Origin of the sequence: Shewanella sp. YQ_9, from assembly GCF_043103185.1 — a bacterium.
GTDB lineage: Bacteria > Pseudomonadota > Gammaproteobacteria > Enterobacterales > Shewanellaceae > Shewanella > Shewanella algae.
The window spans coordinates 112,860-134,959 of record NZ_JBICJO010000074.1 but is presented as its reverse complement, the minus strand read 5'-3'; the positions used below and the strand labels follow the sequence as shown (position 1 = coordinate 134,959).

The window sequence follows — 22,100 nt, the reverse complement described above, 5'->3', positions numbered from 1 at the left end:
GATTATGGAGATAGCCTTTAAAATTAATGTTTTATATCTATATTTTTTTAATTGTTTTCTTGGCATTCTCAAAAATTGAGTTGGAGATATGCTCTGGAAAACCCTCGGGGAGATTCGCCTTTACTTGCGAGATTGCCTCAGGTAACACACTTTTCATTTCATCCATTATTCTTTGCATCTTATCCTGACTAAAATTCACAGCTTTAGCAGTATCTAAAAAGTGACGAGGCAGGATTTTATTGATTTCATACTTCTTGCCTTTTGTGGCTTTCAACCCCATTGCGAGCTTAAGTTGTCTAATATTAAGTCCTTTTCCTCCCAACAATGGGTAGGCCGACAAAATGTCGTAGAATGGAGTGAGTCGATAGCTACCTCCTCTATCAATATAGATAGAAAAGTTTTTAGCATGTCCATCCGTAGCCCCAATGATCCATTGAAATACCTGGAATCTCATGAAGTTATATCGATCTTCAAGTGCATTACTTGAGCCCATTAATAACTTCATGATCTGTTCTATGCCTGGACCACCTTGAGATTCATATTTGATGGATGATGGCATACCAAACACTTGGCAAATATCTTCTTGAGGTAAGCGTAGCAAGCCTGCTCTGTCTTTTGTCCAGCGTCGATCAAATCGTTCTACAGCTAAAGCTTTAAGGTTGTCTGTTTTGATTATATTGACGCTGGGAACTGCGAATCCCAGCGCTTTAGCTAGCTCAATGCAAAGATATTCATTTTCTACGCTATCTTTGAGATCCAGTGTCGCGCTAGCTTGTGGTATTTCGCCTATTGGCAGCTTGATAATGTGAGTGGTTGGGGTGTTTCCTTTCGGTATACACCATTGTCCATCAATGAATAAGAGTGCGGTTTTTTCTTGAGCACCTGCCACTGAGATCCTAAAGTCTTCTTCCTCTTTGAGCATTCCGAGGGGAATATCAGACTTGTATGCAGAAAGAACGGCTTCTAGTTTCTTGTTATCCAATATTTCGTAGCTGAGTGGCTCTTTTTTATAGGGGTGTTCGGGAGGAAATAGTGCAATAGCACCAACACTATCCTTTCCAATTTCTTTCAAAAGATCAAATGGTTGTTTGGATGAGGCTTTGTACCTTGCAACGATTCTGTCTCTGACTTGTGGGCTGTCTGGTAAGAGGTTGTCAAAATAGTTGATAACGGCATCGGAAGTGATAGTCGGTAATTGAAGCCTCAAAGACAATGACAGTGGGCGAGCCATTGCATTGGTTATCCAGTCCTTATCATATTGAAAAGTGTGAGCGCCGTTCTTATGCTTCGCCAAGGTGCCAACAAGTTCACCATTCATGTATGCTATTAGCTTTTGCATTACCAACTCTCATCATCATTTTCACTTGGCGAAGTCAGCTGTGTTTTTTCTTGGATACTCAGTGTTAGATCCATAGCTTGTACAAGCTTAAAGAAGGTAGAAAGCGTTGTTTTGTTGGGGTTGTTCTCGAAGTTCGAGATTGTTGCTTGCTTTATACCGACTTTTTTCGCCAACTCTGACTGAGTCCAGCCATTCTTTTGGCGTATCAGTAGCATCATATCTGCGAGTTGCTTTGGACTATATATCATTAGTTCCAGCCCTCAATGATTAGAGATGAATTTTAAAGTTATCTCATATCCCCACTAGAGGATTAGCTAGTATTTATCCCTTTATTGGGATAAATGCTACTTTATACCCACTGGGGTATAATTGACTAAATATCCGCTATTGAGGATATTTAGTCAATAGAAGTCAGAAGGAACAATGATATTGAGCTGAGTCATATACTGCTCTAGCATCCTGTTTAGTTTTGATCCGCACTCTCATCCCAAAGGACAACCCCCAAAAGGGGAAAGCTGGATTTTTGTTGTCTAAGGTGGTTATAATTCCGCCATCCTCGCCTATTGGAGCTCACGCCAAAATGAACAACTGACACCTGATCACCAATCTTTTTTACTTTTCCATTATTAGATTGGCAGGGTCGGTCGGCGTGTTCGTTCAAGTCTTTATTGTTGCAGTCAGTTGGTACTCATTCGCCATATCATGACTGCTTAAACCCGGATCGGATCTCGCCGTGCCTCCCTGTCTGCAGGAGGCAAGATGCAGGCATTTAATGCAAGACAAATCTCACTCTATACTCATGGCCTTGAGCCATTGTTTGCCGATATCAGCTGTAGTCTGAGCGCTAGAATGACCGGCCTGATTGGTCGCAACGGCATAGGCAAGAGTTTGCTGGGCGAAATACTCTGCGGTTTGAGAGCGCCGGATAGCGGCACGGTTGAGCGCCGGGGCATTTGCGGTATATACCGGCAGCAGCAAGAACCCAAGCTGCTAACGGCTACAGCAAGCCGGGTTGATGGCACATCATCCCAAGTGCCGACAATGCAAACCGGAAGCTGCCTGAGCCAATGCCTGGGCTTGGCGACCAGATTACAGGCGCTGGCACAAATAGAGCAGGGTTGTTGTGAAAGTCATTGGTTTGAGCAGCTCAATGACAACTGGCAGGTGCGGCAAACCTTTTGCGAACTCTGCCGGGAGCTGGGGTTGCCGGCAGAGCCCGAGCTTGAGTTCGAACGCCTCAGTGGTGGCCAGCAGGCCAAGTTGAAACTGTGGCGTTTGTTTCAAAGCGAGGCCGACTGGTTGCTGCTCGATGAGCCTTCCAATCATTTGGACAGAGGCGGCAGACAGTGGCTGTGGCAGCGGATGTCGGCATTTTCTGGGCAGATCCTGCTGATAAGCCACGACATAGATCTGCTGCGACAGATGGATGAAATCTGGGAGCTCAACAGCTTGAGGCTGGATTCCTATGGCGGCAACTATGACAGCTATTGGCATCAGCACACCCTGGCACAGCAAGCGCTTGAACGCAGGTTGGAGAATGTCGACAAGGCCCGGCGTCAGGTAAGAAAGCAGGCGCAGTTGAGTCGGGAGCGGGCACAACAGAGGGCTGCCAAAGGGGAGAAATTGGCGCGCAGTGGCAGCCAGGCCAAGGTGTTGCTCGACCGTCAAAAAGAGCGGGCCGGTGCCAATGCGGCGGCCATGGCGACCCGGGAGCGGCGACATCAGCGACTGCTGGACTCTGAGCTTGCCGGGCTGAAACAGCAGTGTGAGCAAAGGCGTAGGCAAAACCTGACTCTGGGGCGCGAAACCCATGGCCAGCCAGTGGCAAAGCAGACTTTGGTAAGGCTATTGGACGCTGTCTTGCCCTATGGCAGTCGAGAACCTATCAATTTAACCCTCAGCAGTGGCGAGAAACTGCGTTTGGCGGGGGCCAATGGCAGTGGTAAGTCCAGCTTGCTTCGGGTCTTGCAGGCTAGGCTGGCGTTGAGCTCTGGGCAAGTGCAACTCAATGGCCACAGTGTCTATCTGGATCAGCATTTCAGCTTACTCAAGCCAGAGTGGACACTGCTGGAAACCCTGCAGCGCTGTGCTCAAGTTGATAGCAGCCCGATTGATCATAACCAGGTGAATCACAGCCTGATGGATGACAGTCAGCGCCGCACTCTGCTGGCCCAGATAGGCTTTCGCGCCGAGCAGGTGCACCGCACTGTGGCTTGTCTCAGCGGCGGTGAAAAGATGAAGCTGGCCATGCTTTATGTCAGTCATCAGCGGGGCAATCCCTTACTGCTGCTGGATGAGCCTGACAATCATCTGGATATAGAATCGAAAGCGCGTCTGGCAGCGGCGCTGGCAGCATACCCGGGCGCTTTTATTCTGGTCAGTCACGATGAGGAGTTTGTGGCGCAGACCGGCATTGAAGAAGCGTTTTCCCTGTCAAATAGCGGATCTTAAACTTTTAACCTCAGAGCGTGAATTTGGCTATGGTTTTTTGAATACCCACCACATCAGTGCCGCGCTTGAGCTCTTTGACCAGGGGCTCTGCCTGGCCTGAGATCCACAGCTTGAGCTCGGCATCCATATCGAAGCGTCCGGCGGTTTCCACTTCAAAGTGCACTATCGCCTTGTAGGGGATGGAGTGATAACTCACTTTCTTGCCGGTCATGCCTTGTTTATCTATCAAGATCAGGCGCTTGCTGGTGAAGACAAACATGTCGCGAACCAGTTTATAGGCCAGCTGCAACTGTTCGCTGTCGGCCATAATCGGCGCCAGTTCTTCGTTGAGTTTATCCAGATCCACTTCACTGGCGTTGCCCATCAAGGCGTTCAAAAAAACCATGTTTTTCTCCTTAACCCACCAACAGCATTTCACACTTATGGCAGTCGAACACCAGCTTGAACTGCTTGCCACCCAGCTCCATTTCCAGCGGCTCTGCCTTGATCCCCGGCACTTCTTTGGGGCACATGTTGTAGCTGTAACGTATGCAGTGTTTGGTGATCATCAAAGGCGCATCGCCTTTCACCGGCCGCACTTCATAGGCATCGCGGATGGATACCACCCCGTGACGGGTATAGAAGTCCTTGGCTTTTTGGTTGGCCACATTGCCAAGATAGGTCAGGCTGCGCTGCGGGAAGCGGGCGCTGTCGTCCCGTACCCAGGGCGTGGGTCTTTGATACCCCTGAATGCGCGCTTCGTCCAGCGCAGCAATGGCATCACGGCGCAGGCCATTGATGATGGATGCCGGTACAAAAACGGCTTCTGCATCGCCCAAATCCACTTGTCCGAGACGAAAATCTGTATTGCCCAGCTTGGCGAGATGCTTGCCGAGTGATTCACGGTTGCGGCCAATATCCTTGGCCTGCTGTTTTTCGAAGTCAGCGGTCACTGTCGCCTGATGACCATGACGGTCGGCGGCAGTCAGCGCCAGACCTGTCTGGGTATTGCTGAGGCTGAAGTCCAGCAACAGGGTTCGCTCGGCAGATTCTTTGGCCAGCAGGGCTTCAAAGGCCTGATCTTTGTTGCGATACAAGGTGGCACCGACATAGAGATCTTTCGGCATGTTTTTCAGATACAGGGTGTTACCCTCGGCGCGGTTGACCCGAAAACCTGTCAGCTTGTCATCCGACAACCTGGCCTTTTGATAGTTGGCGGCGAAGAAGCCCAGGCCATCACCGTTGTGGAACTCGGCATTCGAGTCGACCTGGATGAAGTCTTTGCCTATCTTGCTGACTTTACCTACTTCTACTCCCAAGTATTTCGGGGTGCGGAAGTCGCCGATGTCTGCCTTGCGCTCATTGACAAAGTAGTCCGTCTTGCCGCGGTTAAAGCTCTTGTCCGGATCCGGGGTGAAGCTGTAGCGGCAGCGGCCGTGGGACGAGGGTTCAAACTCGGGTCGACGCGCCATGATGGCATCCAGTTGCTGGCGGTAGTGAGCGGTAACATTCTTGACGTAGCTGAGGTCCTTGAGTCGGCCCTCTATCTTGAAGGAGCGGATCCCGGCGTCGATCAGCGCTTCGAGGTTATCTGTCTGATTGTTGTCCTTCAGCGACAGCATATGGTCGTTGCTGGCAATGATGTCGCCCTGGCGGGTCTTGAGATTACCCGGCATCCGGCATTGCTGTGAGCATTCGCCGCGGTTGGCACTGCGGTCTGTGTAGGCTTCACTGATATAGCATTGGCCGCTGTAGGCCACGCACAGGGCGCCATGGATAAAGAACTCCAGTCGCATCTTGGTCTCGGCGGCCACGGCGCGAATTTGGCTCAGACTCAGCTCCCGCGCCAACACTACTTGGGAGAAGCCCACATGCTCGAGAAAGGCGACTTTGGCCGGAACCCTGTTATCCATCTGGGTACTGGCGTGCAGTGCAATAGGTGGCAAGTCCAGCTCAAGCAACCCCAGGTCCTGCACAATAATGGCATCGGCACCTGCCTCGTACACGGCCCAGATCAGGCGATTGGCTTCTTCCAGTTCATCGTCCAGCAATATGGTATTGAAGGTGACAAATACCTGGGCGTGATATCTATGGGCAAACTCACACAGGCGAGCAATGTCCTCGACACTGTTGCCGGCAGTATGGCGGGCACCGAACGCCGGGCCACCAATGTAGACGGCATCCGCCCCGTGGCGAATGGCCTCGATACCGAAATCGGCATTCTTGGCCGGAGCCATCAACTCCAGCTTATTGTCGGCCAGTTGCACCGCTTGGCTGGGGGCGGCATCAGGGGCTTGTGCCTGTTGGCCGGGATTAAAGAGTTCAACACCTGTAGTGGACATGGCTTACCGCTCGTCTGGAAATGCCTGAAAATTTCGGGCACAAATTATAGCAGAGCCAGTAATTCATGAAAGCCTAAGGAATCAGATGCACCAATTTCTTCGGTTGGAAAGTGGCTGCCTGGCTTGAGAGCAACCGCTGATGGAAGGTTTCAGGCAGACAAAAAACGGGAGCCCTGAGGCTCCCGTTGGCAGTTGTTTACTTCAACTTTGCATCAATCGTTCAGGTGGGCACAGCGACCAAACTCGGCTCCGCCTTTGACGGCAGCAACCACCTGTTTTGGGAAGCTGAGCTGAACATCCTGGCCCTCCCGGCAGACAAAGGCCTTGTTCAGATCGACATCGATAGACAAGACAGCTCCTGCGATACCACCCATCATTTCAGAGCCGTTGGCACTGATGGCAAAAGGGTTGTTTATGGTCAGTGCCTTGGCTTCGGTAACGCCTTGCTTGGCGAAGAACTCCTTGGTGCTCATCCAGCCCAAACCTTCCAGGTAGATACCACCACTGAAACCGGTAAACAGGCTACCGGAGCGAGCAGTAATCATCGACAGATCGTCGCTGGCATCAAGCAGCAGCATACGCGGTACGCCAAATTCGGCGCTGATGCTGTCGTGATCCCAACCTTCGGCACACAGATTACCCAGGAAGAAGTGATTGAAAGGTACCTGCTCACACCAGCGCAGGCTGCCTATGTTCTCCTGTTGGCCCGAGTCCGTATGCCACAGGGTGACTCCGGTGCGGGTGCCAAAGCCAACCGTGCTGCCGTCGTTGGATATCACCGAGGAGTCCTGGGCGCCAAACTCAGCCGAGGTGTCGTGGAAGCGGCCATCGACCCAGGCAACTTGACTGGTGCCATCATAAGTGCCGGTAATGGTACTGCCGTTGCCGGCTATCCTGTCGGCACGCAACCATTGAACCTTTTCGGCAAATTGGTAAGGCAGTTGCTGCATACCGGCCTTCTTGGTCCAGATAAAGGGCACTATCTCGTCCTTGAATGCACTCTGGCAGGCGCCGTTACCGTCAGTATCCAGATAGGCGGTGCCGACAACTGTGTCGCCATTGTCATCCATATCCCAGACATAGCTGGAGTTGGTGCCTGACTGCCCCGAGCCACCGCAGCTGTTACCGTTGAGATCCCCAAGCGAGGTTAGTTTGTCGCTGCGCAGATCCCAGATGGCGGCATTGCTGATGCCGTTGCCACTGAAGTCCGCCATGACACCGGCCTTGGTGGCGTTTTTGTTCATGGTGGCGTGTCCGGCAACCACGGCATTACCGGCCGGGTGCAGCTCGAACAGGGCCTTCTTGGTGCTGTCATAGAGGAAAGGCGTGCTGCCGGTTATCCCCATGGCACGTTTGCCGTTCTTGGCATGATCCAGCACAAAGGCGCTTACCAACGGGGTATATTGGATGCCATCGCTATAGCCGTTGAAATAGATATCGGCCTGTTTGGTCACCCCGGCTTCGGCAATGATAGGAGTGAAATCACAAGCTCTATCGCTGGCCGGATTACTGCTTTCATTGCTGTTCCAATACTCGGCCTCTGACAATAGGGCGGTTTGTTGGGTTGGATAACCACCGGCCTTGATGGTCTCCATATAGAGCACATAGCGACCGCCGGGTGTCAGACCATTGATGGTGAACTTGCCATCCGGGCCTACAAGCCCTTGAGTCAGGTTGCCGGACTGTTGAGTGACCACATCGTACAGTGGGTTATCCAGGTTGCGGGCCACCATGTTCATGCCCGAATAGTCCACTCCTTCCTTGGTGTACAAGGTGCCGGAAATCGAGCCGTAGCCAGAAAGATATTCAGCCGTTGGATAGAGATCGGACAGGTTGACTATGTCGTCGCGCACATTGACCGTTGATTGCTCGGCGCCCTGAATCCCCAACACATTGATGAAGGGGAACATGGTTTCAATAGTGTCCGGCGCTATCTGGCTGGCGCTGGTGTATTGATTGGTGATGGCGCAACCCGGTACTCCGTCATATTGCGGGCTGTAAGAGGCCGACATATAGCTGAGATGGCCATTGGCCTGGGAGTGCGACATGTTGAGGGCGTGGCCGAATTCATGGGTAAATACCCCGGCAATCATTTCGCCTTCTGTGTCATCTATACCCACGTACCAGCCGTTCATCAAGGCAGTGGCCTCGAGGATTTCACCGGTTTCTTCATCGGCCCACTCGGGGAAGGCTATCCCCAGTACCTGGCTGCGTGGTACGCCGAAATACTGTTCCAGTATCTGGCCGTCGGTGTCATAGTTGACCCAGAAACCATAGCCGTTTACGGCGGAATAGATCTGGTCGACATTGGTTTGATTGACGTCCTGGATGCCGATTTGCTGTTCAATGGTGCCCTGCACCGACATCTCAAAGGTGGAGGTTTCCACCGCTGACCATTCGCCCACGGCCTTGGCGGTAATGGCATTGGCCTGAGCTATGCTGAGGAAGGTGTAATCCCTGTCCAGCACTGTACCTGCCGGGATAACAGTGCCGTCCGGCAGTGTGATGTCGAGATTGAACACCTGCCCCTTTTCCAGAATGGTGAAGGTTTGTACGTCAACCCCATCCTTGTTTTTAATCACAGGGCCGCCGTCGGTATAGACGGGAATCGCCCCCTTGGAAGTATCCCACTTATAGGGCTGCATTGTGGGTTCGTGAATATACAGCGGGCCACCGGCCAGCGCGGCAGAGGAGACTGAGCCCAACAGTAAGGCCGTGGCAATTCTTGAAAGCTTCATTATTTGGCCTCCTGTACCAGTTTGCCAACCAGAGACATAAATGCGGCGGCATCCACAGCGCCGGCCGTGGTGATAAGGCTCTGCTCTTCAGGGCTGAGCGACTGGGTGTTCATGCCATCAAACAGGCCTATGTTGCCCAGTTGATTGCTGACTTTGCCGTTTTGCACAATGAATTTGCCTTGTTCCAACCCTACGGTAGAAGTCAGGCCGGCACCGAGATCCGGATTCATAAAGGCCACTACCTGCTCGCCAACCGACCAGCGGGCGAAGCCTTCGGGGGATACGCCCAGGTAGACTTTGCCATTACCCATAGCACGGGGCTTGAGCAAACCAAACTGGCGGAAGGTATATTCGCTGCCTGCCTTATGTTTGTTCTTGGCATCCATACCTACCCGAATAGTGATCTGGGTATAGGGGCGTTTGCGCTCATCAAAGCCATCGGTCACAGACACCACTTGGCCCGAGACTATGCTGGACGCCTGACTGGTCAATTGACTGAGATTTTGTTTGAGATGTTTTTGGGCCACGGCTGCCGGTGTCAGCAGCAAAGTGGCTGAGACGAGACATAGCGCCGATAGACGCTGGAACCACTGGGATCTTGTCACTGTAATACCTCCTGTATGATTGGGATAAATTCAGCTTTCGATCATCGACCCATACTTCCTTGGCCGAATATTGACCGAGCACCTACTTAAGCACGCCGACTCAATGGGAGGCACGGCAAATGATGTAGCGTTTTGTAGCGTTTTTGTTAAACGCACACGGTTTGTCTCAATCTTGTGTTAGGTGAGGGCGATGGCGGAGAGACAAGAGGGAATAGATTGGCTTTCAACACACCTTTGGTTATCTTTTGCTCAGCGTGAGCTGTTTGCCATGCTGAATATCAGTTAATAACAGGGAGAGTGCTGATGAGCTGTAACTTTTGTGGTGGGCGTTTGAATAGTGGAATGTTACGTAAACAGGAGCCGGGAAGCGGCCGAAAGTTTAAGTCGTGTCCCAACTGTTCAACGACTCATGGTGAGGAACATATATTTCATCCCTATCTCACTGATTTTGGTAATACGCCGGCACGAGTGACAGCGGCCAATCCGGACGGGCATCAAAGTTATTGCAGAAATTGCCGGGCGCTTGATACGGGTATTGATTCAGAGAACTATCAAAAATGGACGGTGCGAACAAGTCCCATGTGTGCTCTGCGTCGGCTTACAGGCCTGGATGCAAGGCGTGGTTCGCAGCAAATGGCCCTAGCCCTTTGCAAGAAGCACAACACAGCAGACAGGTCTGTAAGCCACGCCCTTCGGGGCTTTCACAGCAACCGACTCTCTGCGTTATCCGACTTCAACATGCCCCGGCATGCCTTCAGTCAGATGCCTTGAGCGCCAATTGCTGTGTAAGCCACTCTCTACAAAAGAGAAGGCCACGAGGACCTATTCGCACCTTCCTAAGCGTTGCAGCGAACTGAGCTGATGGCACAGCCAATTTGTCAGCCTAATACCTGATGAATGACAGAACATGACATCGGCCCTCAAAGCCAAATGAGTCAGGCCTTGAGGGCGCACAAGATTAAACAGACTTGTTCATTTGGGCTTTGGCGGCTTCAACCTTGGAGAAATCCAGTCCCAGTTCTTCCACGGCTTCTTTGATCAGTGCCGGGTTCTGCATCACTTGCATCATCAACCCCTGCAGCTTTTCCGGTGGCAATCCCAACTGCCCCAGAGTGCCCATGGCCATCAGGGGATTTTCGGTCAGGCTCTGGAACAGGCTGTTTATTTGTTCATCGCTGATATTGTGCTCTTTCAGCAGGGCAATAATAGGATTCATAAGCTCCTCATTGGTTTGAAACATTCAATTTGCGCTGATTTTAACAGAAGAAACAGACCCGAATAGGTATTTCCTTACTAGTGAAAGAAAATGAAGCAGGATATCGATTACATCAGCCCTAGTCATAGTGGCAATTGGTGGCTAACCAATTGCCTATATTGCAAATATTAAGCAGTTCCACTCGATAGCCGACGAGTACCTTTGGCAGCTTATAACGCCTCAGCTAATCGAATCAGATTGTCATTGTCTATGTTCATCGACAGAGAGGTTATTGCCGCCCGACTCTGCTCCGTGTCACCAAGCTTGATGAGCAGTGATTGGACTATGCTGGCACGTGCGGTTAACTGATCAACGGTCAGGTTCGGATAAGTGCTATTGGCTATCGATAATGCGTGGATGGTCAATGTCTGGCTCTCCAGCTTGTCTGCATCGCGGATAGTTTGTCGATTATTGGCGTAATCGCTATAAAAATCAGTGACCTCGTAGAGGGCAGACTCCACTTTTTCTGAGGCAGGGCGTTCAGTTCCGTAATCGACTGAAGTCAGTGCACCATTGGCGTCGAATACGGCCGTAAAAGAGTTACTTTCTCCAATATGGTTTTGGTAGGGCAAAATGCCTACGTGGCCGAATTCAGGCGCATTAATAAAACCGCTGAATACCATCGTCAGGTTATTTTGTTTCTTAGCAGTGTCTTGTCGCACTAATAGTAGTTTGCGGGTTCCGAACGTTGTGTAATACAACCCCGGATAATCCTCTTCCGCTTTTAAGGTGCTCTCTTTCGCTAATCCGACATCAGCCAGTTTTTCAAGTGATAGTCCAAATAGGTATCTATTGGCCATAGTTATCGCCACGTCATTTCTTAACTCGGTATCCTGGGATATTACCCAAGGCAAGAAATCATCACTAACAAGAGGCAATAGATAAGGCTGATTTTGGGGGATTGATGCTGTATCTATGGTGTATTCGCGTTGCACTGAGATTTCTTTCTGGAATGTATCGAGTTCAAGAGTCGCCATGGATACGGCTTTCTGTGCGCTGAGTACCGCAGCTTCTTCTGCGGAGGTATTCCCTTTTTTTGCGGCCAGGAGCTTCTGTTTTTTCTTCAGCTCTCCTTGTTTATTTGTCACTGTAGCTTTCAGGTTATCGATAACCACGGATACCAAGGGTTGATGCAAAAGTTTTGGAATACAAGCTGCTTTGGGAGGCGTAACACCTTGTCCCTGATTGTTTTTATCGCTTGGAGGGAGAGAAGCTGAACCAATCGATATAGGAATTCCCTGTGAAATGGCGGCAATGTTGGCTACGGTTTTTATCGCCGCCATGCCCAACTCTATGGATTTGTCGTCAGCATGGGTGGAAAAGGATTTAAGCAAACCATTGGGATGCATCACCACGTTCATGCCCCAGGCTTTGGAGAAAGCATGTAACTCTGAAGGGTTAATCACGAATACTTTGGTTAGATCAGGATGCCCTGTTTGTTTGACTGTTGCGGTAGTGTTGAAATCAAACTCCAGGGTATCATTGACCACACGACAAAAGACCAATTTATGAGTCAGCGTTACTGTTTGCGATGAAGCCGGCAAATGGTAAACCAAACCTTGCTTGGCCGATGTTGCACCGGGATCGTCATTACTTTTAATGACCGTTGTGGTGAGTGTACTGGTACATCCAGATAGGCAAAGCAAGGCCGCGGCCAAATGCACTGTTCGCATAGTGAATTCCTTTTCAATGAAGTGATGGAGACAACCTCATTAAAAGTAATCCCAGTTTCAGGTTCTTGCAAAAAGCACCAGCTTACGGGCGAAGGAGAGATACAGTAAGTGTTTGATGAGTATGGCTGTTATCAAAAATGTGGAACGGTCTTGAATTCAGGGATCCTCACCCGAATAGGCGAGAGCCCCTGAACAGCTCAGTTGTTCGCTTAAGAGCCTCTTTTACTCAGGATCATAATCCAATACCGGGGCCAGCCATTTTTCGGCTTCGGCCACTGTCATCCCTTTGCGGTAGGCGTAGTCTTCCACCTGATCTCGGCCTATGTTGCTTACCCCAAAATAGCGTGATTGCGGGTGCGCAAAGTACCAGCCGCTGACCGCCGCAGTGGGGTACATGGCAAAGCTCTCGGTAATCTTGAGGTCGATACACTCGTCTGGCTTAAGAAGCTGCCAAAGCAGGCCTTTTTCCGTGTGGTCCGGGCAGGCAGGGTAGCCGGGAGCCGGGCGTATGCCCTTGTACTTTTCACGAATAAGCGCCTCGTTATCCAGGTTTTCTTCGCTGGCATAACCCCAAAATTCCTTACGCACCCGCTCGTGCATCCGCTCGGCGAAGGCTTCGGCCAGGCGGTCGGCCAGACACTTGAGCATGATGGCGCTGTAGTCATCGTGGGCCGCCTCGAAACGGGCAATATGGGCATCGATGCCATGGCCGGCGGTGACCGCAAATCCCCCCATATAGTCGGCCACGCCGCTCTCTTTGGGAGCAACAAAGTCAGAGAGACAGAAGTTGTGGTTGCCCACCCGCTCCAGCTGCATCCGTAGATGATGGGTGGTCAACAACACTTGGCTGCGAGAGTCATCTGTGTAGATCTCTATATCATCGAAGTTGACGCTGTTGGCGGGAAAGAGGCCGATAACGCCCTTGGCGGTGAGCCACTTCTCTTGGATGATTTGCTCCAACATCGCCTTGCCGTCGGCATAGACTTTACGGGCCTCAGTACCAACGACTTCATCATCCAGTATTTGCGGGAAATGACCGTGCAACTCCCAGGCGCGGAAAAATGGCGTCCAGTCGATACGATCGAGCAAGTCCTCCAGCGGATAGTCGTCAAACACTTGGATCCCTGAGGTGTTGGGCTTCACTGCTTGGTAGTTGGCCCAGTCGTGGCTGCAGCGGTTATCCCGTGCTACCTGCAAGGGCACTATCTGCTTGCGCTTGGTCTGCGACAGGCGCTTTTGGCGCATCATTTCATATTCGCGATAGGTTTCGTCTATGGTGGCCTGGCGGGTTTCATTGTTGATGAGCTTGCTGACCATGGGCACGGCGCGCGATGCATCGGCGATATAGATGGCGCCATGGGGATAATGAGGCGCTATCTTCACTGCGGTATGGATCTTGGAGCAGGTGGCACCACCGATAATCGCCGGCAGGGTCAGACCTTCGCGCTCGAAGGTTTTAACGTTGTGCACCATCTCATCCAGGCTCGGGGTAATGAGCCCGGACATGCCTATGATGTCGACCTTCTCGGCCTTGGCGACTTCGATGATTTTCTCCACCGGCACCATGACACCGAGATCTATCACTTCATAGCCGTTACAGGCCAGCACCACCCCGACTATGTTCTTGCCTATGTCGTGAACATCGCCCTTTACCGTGACCATCAGCACCTTACCGTTGCTCTGGCCTTCGACTTTTTCGGCTTCGATATAGGGGTTGAGATAGGCGACCGCTTTTTTCATCACCCGGGCGGACTTGACCACTTGCGGCAGAAACATCTTACCGGCGCCAAAGAGATCGCCCACCACGTTCATGCCGTCCATCAGCGGGCCTTCAATCACATCCAGCGGCAGCTTGGCCTGCAGGCGCGCTTCTTCGGTGTCGGCATCTATGTATTCGGTGATCCCTTTCACCAGCGCGTGTTCCAGGCGCTTGTTGACCGGCAACTTGCGCCATTCGAGATCTTCTTTCTTGCCTGCGCCGCCCGGGCCACCGCGATACTTCTCGGCGACTTCGAGCAGCTGTTCAGTGTTACTGGAGTCGGCAACCGGGCAGGGCAGGTTGAGCACCACGGCCTCTACCTTCTGCTTCAGCTCAGGGTCGATATCATCATAGATGGCCAACTGACCGGCGTTGACTATGCCCATATCCATCCCCGCCTTGATGGCGTGATAGAGGAATACGGCATGAATGGCTTCCCGCACCGGGTTGTTGCCGCGGAAGGAGAAAGAAACGTTGGACACCCCGCCGGAAATCATAGCATGGGGCAGGTTGGCCTTGATATCTTCAATGGCGCCGATAAAGTCCACCGCATAGTTATCGTGCTCTTCTATGCCGGTGGCGATGGCGAAGATATTGGGGTCGAAGATAATATCTTCCGGCGGGAAGCCCACCTTATCCACCAGCACCCGGTAGGCGCGGGTACAGATCTCTGTTTTGCGCTCCCGGGTGTCGGCCTGGCCCTGTTCATCGAAGGCCATGATGATGGCGGCGGCGCCGTAGCGCTTCACCAGTTTGGCCTGTTCAATAAACTTGGCCTCGCCCTCTTTGAGGGAGATGGAGTTGACTATTCCCTTGCCCTGAATGCACTTGAGCCCGGCCTCAATCACCTCCCACTTGGAGGAGTCTATCATCACAGGCACCTTGCTGATATCCGGCTCTGAGGCGATAAGGTTGAGGAATTTCTGCATCATCTCGACCCCGTCGAGCATGCCCTCATCCATGTTGATATCTATGATCTGGGCGCCGTTTTCTACCTGGTCACGGGCCACCTCCAGCGCGGTTTCGTACTGGCCTTCTTTGATTAACTTGAGAAACCTGGCCGAGCCGGTGACATTGGTTCGCTCGCCCACATTCACAAACAGGCTGCTTGCATCTATGGTCAGGGGTTCCAGTCCGGAGAGGCGACATGCCACCGGCAGCTCAGGCAGCGGCCTTGGTGCATGAAGGCTAACGGCTTCAGAAATCGCCTTGATATGCGCAGGCGTGGTGCCGCAGCAGCCGCCGACAATATTGAGCAGCCCCTCTTCGGCCCAGGGGCCTATCACGCTTGCCATCTCCGCTGGAGTCTCGTCATAGCCGCCGAATTCATTGGGCAGACCGGCATTGGGGTGCGCCGAGACAAAGCACTCGCTGATACGGGAAAGCTCCTCGACATAGGGCCGCAGTTCTTTCGGGCCCAGGGCGCAGTTGAGGCCTATGCTCAGCGGCTTGATATGTCTGAGAGAATGGTAAAAGGCCTCTGTGGTTTGCCCTGTCAGGGTGCGGCCCGAGGCATCGGTAATGGTGCCGGAAATCATCACCGGCAACCTTTGGTCCAGTTTCTCGAACACATTTTCGATGGCAAACAGCGCCGCCTTGGCATTGAGAGTATCGAAGATGGTTTCCACCAGAATGATGTCGGCGCCACCGGCGATCAGCGCCTCGGTGGATTCGCTGTAGGCCAACACAAGATCGTCGAAATGTATGTTGCGAAAGCCGGGGTCATTCACATCCGGGCTGATGGAACAGGTGCGGTTGGTGGGGCCGAGCACCCCGGCCACATAGCGGGGAATACCGCTGGTGGCGGCCACTTCATCGGCCACTTCACGGGCTATTCTGGCGCCTTGGTAATTGATCTCCGCCGCCAGGCTCTGCATCTCGTAGTCGGCCATGGCAATGGTGGTGGCGTTGAAGGTGTTTGTTTCTATAATGTCGGCACCGGCCAGCAGGTATTCCCTGTGAATGGTCTTGATGATCTCGCTCTGGGTCAGTACCAGCAGATCATTGTTGCCTTTGACATCGCAATGCCAATCTTTGAAGCGCTCGCCGCGGTAATCGGCTTCTTCCAGCTTGTAGTCCTGGATCATGGTGCCCATGGCGCCATCTAAAATCAGGATCCGCTCTTCGAGGGTCTGTTTGAGCTTGAGCTCTGTCTGGCTAGGGGAGTGCTGGGAAGTCGCCATAGGGTTACCTTTCATACCTGTCTTATTGCTGTTTTACATTCGCGGCGCTTGGCATCCGCGACATCATCTCTGCCGACCTGACGCCCGGGGCACTATCTGGCATGATAGCCAAAGGCGTGTGTGGGCGCGGAAAGTTATTTTGGACATTTATACGTATAGACGTCCATAATATACGGATTCCGGCGGCCTGTGGCAAGGTTAAATTGGCCCGGTAACCACCGGACTCTGACGGGAGAAGTGTGTGGCTGAACATAGGCAACTGAATATCTATCTGCTGCGGCACGGCGAATGTGAAGGCGGTGAGATTATCCGCGGCCGCAGTGATGTGGCCCTGAGCGATGAGGGCAAAGCGCAGATGTGGCGTAGCTGGCGGGCTATCAGTAGTGAGCTGGAGCAGTTGCCGAGTGCGCCCCAAAGCTTGGTGCTGCTGAGTTCTCCGGCCCAGCGTTGCCAGGCCTTTGCCGCCGAGCTCAAGGCCGATATGCCTGACTATTTCCCGGCGCCACTGCAGCAACATGACTGGCTCTGGGAGCTGGACTTCGGTGACTGGGACGGCATGAAGGTGGCAAGTGTCTATCAGCAGCATAGCGAGGCGGCCGAAGCCTTCTGGCGTGACCCTGTGGCCAATACTCCGCCGGGCGGGGAATCGCTGCCAGCCTTTCGTAGCCGGGTGTTGGATGGCTGGCAGACTATGGTGCAGCGCTGGCTTGCTAGAGAGGTTAGTTCTTCCGAAAGCTCTGTTTCAGGAGATTCTGCTTCTTCGGCAAGCGCCGATGCGGCACTGATCCTGACTCACAGCGGGGTTATCCGGTTGCTACTGGCCGAGATTTTGCTGCCGGGGCAGATGCCGCCTGCGGCAGTGTTCAACGCCTTGGAGCTACCTTATGCGGCCTGGGTCAGAATAACCCTCTATGCCAGCCGTGATGCCAGCGGTGAAAGTGACCAAGAATGGCAGTGTTTCAGCAAGCTCCACTGGCCGCAATAGTACGGGCCTTAGCCTAACGCCCGGCGGTGATTGCGCCAGGCAATTGTGCCGGGCGATAAAACCGGGATAATAACCCCAAATGGCCGCCAAGTGCGGCAGCAGCCAGGGTGTTGGCACCTTTGCAGGTGAACCAACCCAGGGAACCGGGAAAGCCCGGACTGTGCCCGCAACTGTGAGTCGCCTTTGGCGACGAGTCAGGAGACCTGCCCAGGCTGATAAACCAAACCAGAAACCCGGGCGGGTAAACCGGGGGAGCGAATAGATGATTCTTCCACTGCAGCCTGAGCCTTCTACCGGTCACAGGCTCAATGTCGGGGGGCGGTTATGAGCTTGGCACTCAAGGTGCAACAGCTTAGCTGGCTTCCCGGTGGCCACTGCGTATTGGCCGATGTGGGTTTTGAGCTGCCAAGCGGCAAGATGCTCGGGCTCATAGGCCCCAATGGTGCCGGTAAGTCGAGCCTGCTGCGCTGCCTCTATCGTTATATCCGCCCGGACAGCGGCCAGATCCAGCTGTTTGGGCAGGATATCAATAGTTTGTCAGCCAAAGCCTTCGCCAAAGAGGTGGCCGTGGTGCTGCAGGATACCCCGGCCCAACTGGCACTGGATCTGACTCAATTAGTGGCCATGGGACTGACTCCCCACAAGGGGTTGTTTGATATGCCATCGGCGGCCGACAAGGCCCAGGTGCAGGCGGCATTGGCGCAGGTCGGGTTGCAGCACAAGGCCGCAGAACCTTTCGCGCAGCTTTCCGGCGGAGAGAAGCAAAGGGCCTTGATTGCCCGCGCCATAGTGCAGCGCCCCAAGCTTTTGATCCTGGACGAGCCCACCAATCATCTGGATATCCGCTATCAGATCCAGATCCTCGAGCTGGTGCGCAGTCTGGGAGTCACGGTGATCGCCTCGATTCACGATCTCAATCTGGCCTCGGCCCTGTGTGACGAACTCTTGCTGCTGGATAACGGCCGCCGTATTGCCCACGGCTCGCCCCAGAGCGTATTGACCGAAGACAGAATTGCCGGTGTCTTCGGTGTCTGCTGCCAGGTGGGGACGCATCCGCAGTTAGGAAGGCCGCTGATCCACTACTTTTACGGCTATCAGTCGCCAGAGCCTGGTCACGGCAAGGCTCACGGCGCTGCGATAGTCGAGCCAATGGCAGGGCCTGCCTCGGCCGAAACCTGTGTTGCCCACAAGGAAACTGACCGGCGCCCAGGCTCGGTGGGAGGTGGCGCATGACTACTTCCATGGTCGCACCGGGGCGCTCGCTTATCGGCTGGTTTCTCAAGCCCTTGCCCAGACTTTACTGGTGCTGGCTGCTGTTGCTGCTCGGCACTGTGTTGACACCCTTGGCCGCCGCCGGTTTTGGCGCCGCAGATATTAGTCTCTTCGATGTGGCAAGAGTGACTGGCAAACACCTGCTGGGCGTGGGGGAGCCGTCCGCCATCAGCGAGCGTATTGTCTGGGATCTGCGCCTGCCGCGTATCTTGCTGGCCTTTATCGCCGGCAGCGGTCTGGCATTGTCGGGTTATGTATTGCAGGCGGTGACCCGCAACCCGCTGGCTGATCCTTACCTGTTCGGTATCAGCTCGGGCGCCAGCTTCGGCGCCGTGGTCTCGGTCGCCCTGGCGACCGGCCTTGGGCTGAGTTCGGCCATCTCCGGGGTATCGCTGCCGCTGGGAGCCTTTATCGGTGCCAGTTTGGCTGTGCTTATGGTACTGCTGCTCGCGGGCAGGAATATCGGCAACCAGATAGAGCGAATGTTGCTCTCCGGGGTCGCCATCTCCTTTATGTTCAGTGCCCTCACCAGCCTGATCTTGTATTTTTCCACCCCGCAGGCTATCACCTCCTTGCTGTTTTGGAGCCTGGGCAGTTTTGCCCGCGCCAGTTGGGATGGGCTTGGACTGCCCACTCTGGTGGTGCTGGCGGCCTTGCTGGTGATCCTGGCCTTCAAGCGCCAGGTACTGGCGATGCTTGCCGGTGATGAAACCGCCCACACTCTGGGAATAAGGGTGCAAAGGCTCAGGGTTTCCATGCTGCTGTTATGCTCGATTATTACCGCCACTCTGGTGGCCCACTGCGGCGGGATTGGTTTTGTGGGGCTGATGGTGCCTCATATTGTTAGGTTGTTGCTGCCGGGGCAGCACCCCATGGTGCTGACGGCACTGGCGGGCGGCCTGTTTATGGTTTGGGTCGATGTGCTGGCTCGCAGCATACTGCCCACCCAAGAGCTGCCGGTGGGGGTGATCACCTCGGCCATCGGCAGTCTGTTTTTCCTGATGGTGCTGCGTAAACGCGGCCAATAACGATAAGAGAGGGAAGGATGTACCAGGTAGCAGCAATCAATCACGCGCTGGATGACGCGATTCAGGCCCGCATAGACAACAAGACCAAACCCCTGGGCGCTTTGGGTGAGTTGGAGGCTTTGGCGCTGCAATTGGGGCGCATTCAGCTCGGTTCCGCCACAGATGAGTTGGTCATCCGCCGCCCCGTGATGCTGGTGTTTGCCGCCGACCATGGTATTGCCGCGGCCGGGGTGTCGATTGCCCCCAGCGAGGTGACCACCCAAATGGTGCTCAACTTTGTTGCCGGCGGCGCCGCCATCAATGTGTTTTGTCGCCAGACCGGCTTCGAGCTGGAGGTGATTGACTGCGGCATTCTCAGCCCCTTGGGGATCCCCGAGGTTACAGAGCAGCGTCTGGGCGCCGGTACCGGGCCTATCCACAAACGCGCCGCCATGACTCTGGGCGCTGTGCATCAAGGGTTTGCCATGGCGCGCACCTTGGTAAAACGCCATATCGATGCCGGCAGCAACCTGCTGGCGCTGGGGGAGATGGGAATAGGCAACACCTCTTCTGCCGCCGCCGTGATGGCCGCCCTGACCGGCCTTCCTGTGAGTGAATGTGTCGGCCGCGGCACCGGTATAGATGCCGCGACGCTTAAGCGCAAATGCCTGCTGATAGAGCAGGCACTGCTGCTGCACCACTGCGAGCTGACCGAGCCGCTCAGTATCCTCGCCTGCCTGGGTGGCTTTGAAATAGTGCAGATGACAGGAGCCATGTTGGCGGCGGCCGAATTTGGCGTGCCCGTGCTGGTGGACGGTTTTATCGCGTCGACAGCGGCGCTGGCGGCTGTGCGTTTGGCGCCGGGGGTGAGGGATTATCTTATTTTTGCCCATGAGTCTGAAGAGCGCGGCCACAAGTTGCTGCTAGAGGCTATGTCCGCCAAGCCTTTGCTGCGGCTTGGGCTCAGGTTGGGCGAAGGCTCGGGCGCGGCGCTGGCGCTGCCTTTGGTGCAGGCGGCGGCCAACTTCTACAACCAGATGGCCAGCTTTGGTGAAGCCGGGGTCGACAAGGTGGTCGAGCCTGCTACCCAAGAGGTGTTCTGATGGGATTCTGGCTCGGACAGCTGCGGCTATTTTTGATCGCAATAGGTTTTTTCACCCGTATTCCTGTGCCCAGTGCCCTGACGGTGGACAGCGACAGCCTCAACAAGGCCAGCCGCTACTTTGGCCTGGTGGGCGTGGTGGTGGGCTTGATCTCCGCCTTGGTGTTACTGCTGGCCGCCGGCATATTGCCAAGCTCCATTGCCATAGTGCTGGCGATGATTTGCAGTGTGCTGGTTACCGGCGGTTTTCATGAAGATGGCCTGGCCGATACCGCCGATGGTTTCGGCGGTGGTTGGCGGGTAGAAGACAAACTGAAAATCATGAAAGACAGCCGCCTTGGCAGCTATGGCGCCTTGGCATTGGTGTTGGTGTTGCTGCTCAAGTACCAGTTACTGCTGGAGTTGGCACTTTACGACATCAACCAGGCGGCGCTGGCCCTGGTATTGGCGCACTGTGTCAGCCGGGTGACGGCGGCCAGCATGATCTTCAGCGAAACCTATGTTCGCGACGAGGGCAAGAGCAAACCTCTGGCGCAGCAGCAGGGGCTCAATGAGCTGGGTATTTTGCTGCTGACAGGAATTGTGCTGACGGCACTGCTGTCCACCACGCTGCTGTTCTGGCTACTACCGACCATGTTGCTGCTGCGTTGGGCCCTGGTGTTCTGGTTCCGGCGCCAGATTGGCGGTTACACAGGTGATACCCTGGGGGCGGCGCAGCAGGTGAGTGAGCTGGCGGTTTATATGCTGTTGCTGGCATTGGGGGGCAGCCCGGCATGATCCATCTTATTCTGGGCGGAGCCCGCAGCGGCAAGAGTGGTTACGCCGAGCGGCAACTGGCCGACTTGTGCCCGGCCAATGTCCGCCCCTGGTATCTGGCAACGGCCGAGGCCGCCGATGAGGAGATGGCCCGGCGTATCGTCCACCATCAAACTGAACGCCAAGGCGGCAGCCTCGAATGGCAGTTGGCCGAGGTGCCGCTCGATTTGGCCAAGGCGCTTGTGCAGCGCTCAGGCTCTGGAGCGCCGGTATTGGTAGATTGCCTGACGCTTTGGCTCAGTAATCAGCTCTGCTTTGGTGCCGATATGGCTAGCGAACGCGCGGCCTTGCTGCAGGCGGTAGCCGAGTTTGACGGCGATCTGCTGTTGGTGAGCAACGAAGTCGGCTCCGGCATAGTGCCGCTTGGGGAGCTGAGTCGGCGTTTTGTCGATGAGGCCGGTTGGCTCAATCAGGCGCTTGCCGCCAAGGCCGATAGAGTCACTCTGGTGGTCGCCGGTTTACCGCTGGCGTTAAAGCCTGTGAGCTCTGATAGCAGTGGCTCCCAGGGCTTGAGCACTTCGGGTACAAGCCCGGATCAGCGGGGTAATACATGAGCGGCCCAGTAACAGCTATTAGCGCTGAACTTGAAGCCGC

At 54.2% G+C, this 22,100-nt stretch carries 16 protein-coding genes and 1 riboswitch; of the genes, 7 read left to right on the top strand and 9 right to left on the bottom strand.

Annotation, left to right across the window (positions count from 1 at the left end):
- Positions 1 to 37: 37 nt before the first annotated feature.
- Together ACF8D4_RS20200 and hipB are read right to left on the bottom strand one after the other, a co-directional pair.
- Entirely contained in the window at positions 38 to 1,339 is a 1,302-nt protein-coding gene (locus ACF8D4_RS20200) for a type II toxin-antitoxin system HipA family toxin (RefSeq protein ID WP_392466953.1), read from the bottom strand.
- Entirely contained in the window at positions 1,339 to 1,587 is a 249-nt protein-coding gene (gene hipB, locus ACF8D4_RS20195; protein WP_025011264.1) for a type II toxin-antitoxin system antitoxin HipB, read from the bottom strand. The genes ACF8D4_RS20200 and hipB overlap by 1 nt, the downstream gene beginning before the upstream one ends.
- A 511-nt stretch (positions 1,588 to 2,098) precedes the next feature.
- Between hipB and ACF8D4_RS20190 the strand changes: the two genes are divergently transcribed.
- The gene (locus ACF8D4_RS20190; RefSeq protein ID WP_392466950.1) at positions 2,099 to 3,790 is read left to right on the top strand and encodes an ATP-binding cassette domain-containing protein; all 1,692 of its coding nucleotides are present in this window, start codon (positions 2,099 to 2,101) and stop codon (positions 3,788 to 3,790) included.
- Between the two features lie 10 nt (positions 3,791 to 3,800).
- On the opposite strand, the gene ACF8D4_RS20185 is transcribed toward ACF8D4_RS20190, so the two are convergent.
- From ACF8D4_RS20185 to metH, 7 genes are all read right to left on the bottom strand, one after another.
- Positions 3,801 to 4,175 carry a PH domain-containing protein gene (locus ACF8D4_RS20185; protein WP_144220413.1) on the bottom strand — a complete coding sequence of 125 codons (375 nt, stop codon included), beginning with the start codon at positions 4,173 to 4,175 and terminating at the stop codon, positions 3,801 to 3,803.
- Between the two features lie 10 nt (positions 4,176 to 4,185).
- A complete protein-coding gene (locus ACF8D4_RS20180; protein ID WP_025011262.1) occupies positions 4,186 to 6,111 on the bottom strand; it encodes a U32 family peptidase in 1,926 nt (641 codons plus the stop codon).
- 212 nt (positions 6,112 to 6,323) lie between these two features.
- Positions 6,324 to 8,849: a hypothetical protein gene (locus ACF8D4_RS20175; RefSeq protein ID WP_392466948.1), complete on the bottom strand. Its 2,526-nt coding sequence runs from the start codon at positions 8,847 to 8,849 to the stop codon at positions 6,324 to 6,326.
- Positions 8,849 to 9,454, bottom strand: a complete 606-nt coding sequence (locus tag ACF8D4_RS20170) for a hypothetical protein (RefSeq protein WP_144220411.1) — start codon at positions 9,452 to 9,454, stop codon at positions 8,849 to 8,851. Before ACF8D4_RS20170 ends, ACF8D4_RS20175 begins: the two co-directional genes overlap by 1 nt.
- A gap of 958 nt (positions 9,455 to 10,412) precedes the next feature.
- A complete protein-coding gene (locus ACF8D4_RS20165) occupies positions 10,413 to 10,670 on the bottom strand; it encodes a DUF2999 family protein (RefSeq protein ID WP_025011260.1) in 258 nt (85 codons plus the stop codon).
- A gap of 209 nt (positions 10,671 to 10,879) precedes the next feature.
- Positions 10,880 to 12,382, bottom strand: a complete 1,503-nt coding sequence (locus ACF8D4_RS20160) for a hypothetical protein (protein WP_144220410.1) — start codon at positions 12,380 to 12,382, stop codon at positions 10,880 to 10,882.
- A gap of 222 nt (positions 12,383 to 12,604) precedes the next feature.
- Complete coding sequence (metH, locus tag ACF8D4_RS20155; protein ID WP_392466943.1) at positions 12,605 to 16,324, bottom strand: methionine synthase; 3,720 nt, start codon at positions 16,322 to 16,324, stop codon at positions 12,605 to 12,607.
- 241 nt (positions 16,325 to 16,565) lie between these two features.
- Between metH and ACF8D4_RS20150 the strand changes: the two genes are divergently transcribed.
- The 6 genes from ACF8D4_RS20150 to cobU all read left to right on the top strand — a co-directional run bounded on the left by ACF8D4_RS20150 (position 16,566) and on the right by cobU (position 22,060).
- The gene (locus tag ACF8D4_RS20150) at positions 16,566 to 17,309 is read left to right on the top strand and encodes a histidine phosphatase family protein (protein ID WP_342207111.1); all 744 of its coding nucleotides are present in this window, start codon (positions 16,566 to 16,568) and stop codon (positions 17,307 to 17,309) included.
- An 88-nt stretch (positions 17,310 to 17,397) separates the two neighbouring features.
- A riboswitch (cobalamin riboswitch) is annotated at positions 17,398 to 17,535 on the top strand.
- 98 nt (positions 17,536 to 17,633) lie between these two features.
- On the top strand, positions 17,634 to 18,542 hold the full coding sequence (locus ACF8D4_RS20145; RefSeq protein WP_208144482.1) for an ABC transporter ATP-binding protein: 909 nt from the start codon (positions 17,634 to 17,636) through the stop codon (positions 18,540 to 18,542).
- Positions 18,539 to 19,609, top strand: coding sequence for a FecCD family ABC transporter permease (locus ACF8D4_RS20140; RefSeq protein ID WP_392466940.1), 1,071 nt, complete (start codon positions 18,539 to 18,541; stop codon positions 19,607 to 19,609). The genes ACF8D4_RS20145 and ACF8D4_RS20140 overlap by 4 nt, the downstream gene beginning before the upstream one ends.
- 17 nt (positions 19,610 to 19,626) lie before the next feature.
- Positions 19,627 to 20,691 carry a nicotinate-nucleotide--dimethylbenzimidazole phosphoribosyltransferase gene (gene cobT, locus ACF8D4_RS20135; protein WP_071237202.1) on the top strand — a complete coding sequence of 355 codons (1,065 nt, stop codon included), beginning with the start codon at positions 19,627 to 19,629 and terminating at the stop codon, positions 20,689 to 20,691.
- Positions 20,691 to 21,467 (top strand): adenosylcobinamide-GDP ribazoletransferase, encoded by a 777-nt coding sequence (locus tag ACF8D4_RS20130; protein ID WP_392466937.1) that lies wholly within the window; start codon positions 20,691 to 20,693, stop codon positions 21,465 to 21,467. The genes cobT and ACF8D4_RS20130 overlap by 1 nt, the downstream gene beginning before the upstream one ends.
- Positions 21,464 to 22,060, top strand: a complete 597-nt coding sequence (cobU, locus tag ACF8D4_RS20125) for a bifunctional adenosylcobinamide kinase/adenosylcobinamide-phosphate guanylyltransferase (RefSeq protein WP_392466934.1) — start codon at positions 21,464 to 21,466, stop codon at positions 22,058 to 22,060. Before ACF8D4_RS20130 ends, cobU begins: the two co-directional genes overlap by 4 nt.
- The last annotated feature ends 40 nt before the right edge of the window (positions 22,061 to 22,100 follow it).

Excerpts from the sequence above, each read along its gene's own strand:
- ACF8D4_RS20200 (WP_392466953.1), bottom strand. The coding sequence starts at position 1,339 with ATGCAAAAGCTAATAGCATACATGAATGGTGAACTTGTTGGCACCTTG.
- hipB (WP_025011264.1), bottom strand. The coding sequence starts at position 1,587 with ATGATATATAGTCCAAAGCAACTCGCAGATATGATGCTACTGATACGC.
- ACF8D4_RS20190 (WP_392466950.1), top strand. The coding sequence starts at position 2,099 with ATGCAGGCATTTAATGCAAGACAAATCTCACTCTATACTCATGGCCTT.
- ACF8D4_RS20185 (WP_144220413.1), bottom strand. The coding sequence starts at position 4,175 with ATGGTTTTTTTGAACGCCTTGATGGGCAACGCCAGTGAAGTGGATCTG.
- ACF8D4_RS20180 (WP_025011262.1), bottom strand. The coding sequence starts at position 6,111 with ATGTCCACTACAGGTGTTGAACTCTTTAATCCCGGCCAACAGGCACAA.
- ACF8D4_RS20175 (WP_392466948.1), bottom strand. The coding sequence starts at position 8,849 with ATGAAGCTTTCAAGAATTGCCACGGCCTTACTGTTGGGCTCAGTCTCC.
- ACF8D4_RS20165 (WP_025011260.1), bottom strand. The coding sequence starts at position 10,670 with ATGAATCCTATTATTGCCCTGCTGAAAGAGCACAATATCAGCGATGAA.
- ACF8D4_RS20160 (WP_144220410.1), bottom strand. The coding sequence starts at position 12,382 with ATGCGAACAGTGCATTTGGCCGCGGCCTTGCTTTGCCTATCTGGATGT.
- metH (WP_392466943.1), bottom strand. The coding sequence starts at position 16,324 with ATGGCGACTTCCCAGCACTCCCCTAGCCAGACAGAGCTCAAGCTCAAA.
- ACF8D4_RS20145 (WP_208144482.1), top strand. The coding sequence starts at position 17,634 with ATGAGCTTGGCACTCAAGGTGCAACAGCTTAGCTGGCTTCCCGGTGGC.
- ACF8D4_RS20140 (WP_392466940.1), top strand. The coding sequence starts at position 18,539 with ATGACTACTTCCATGGTCGCACCGGGGCGCTCGCTTATCGGCTGGTTT.
- cobT (WP_071237202.1), top strand. The coding sequence starts at position 19,627 with ATGTACCAGGTAGCAGCAATCAATCACGCGCTGGATGACGCGATTCAG.
- ACF8D4_RS20130 (WP_392466937.1), top strand. The coding sequence starts at position 20,691 with ATGGGATTCTGGCTCGGACAGCTGCGGCTATTTTTGATCGCAATAGGT.
- cobU (WP_392466934.1), top strand. The coding sequence starts at position 21,464 with ATGATCCATCTTATTCTGGGCGGAGCCCGCAGCGGCAAGAGTGGTTAC.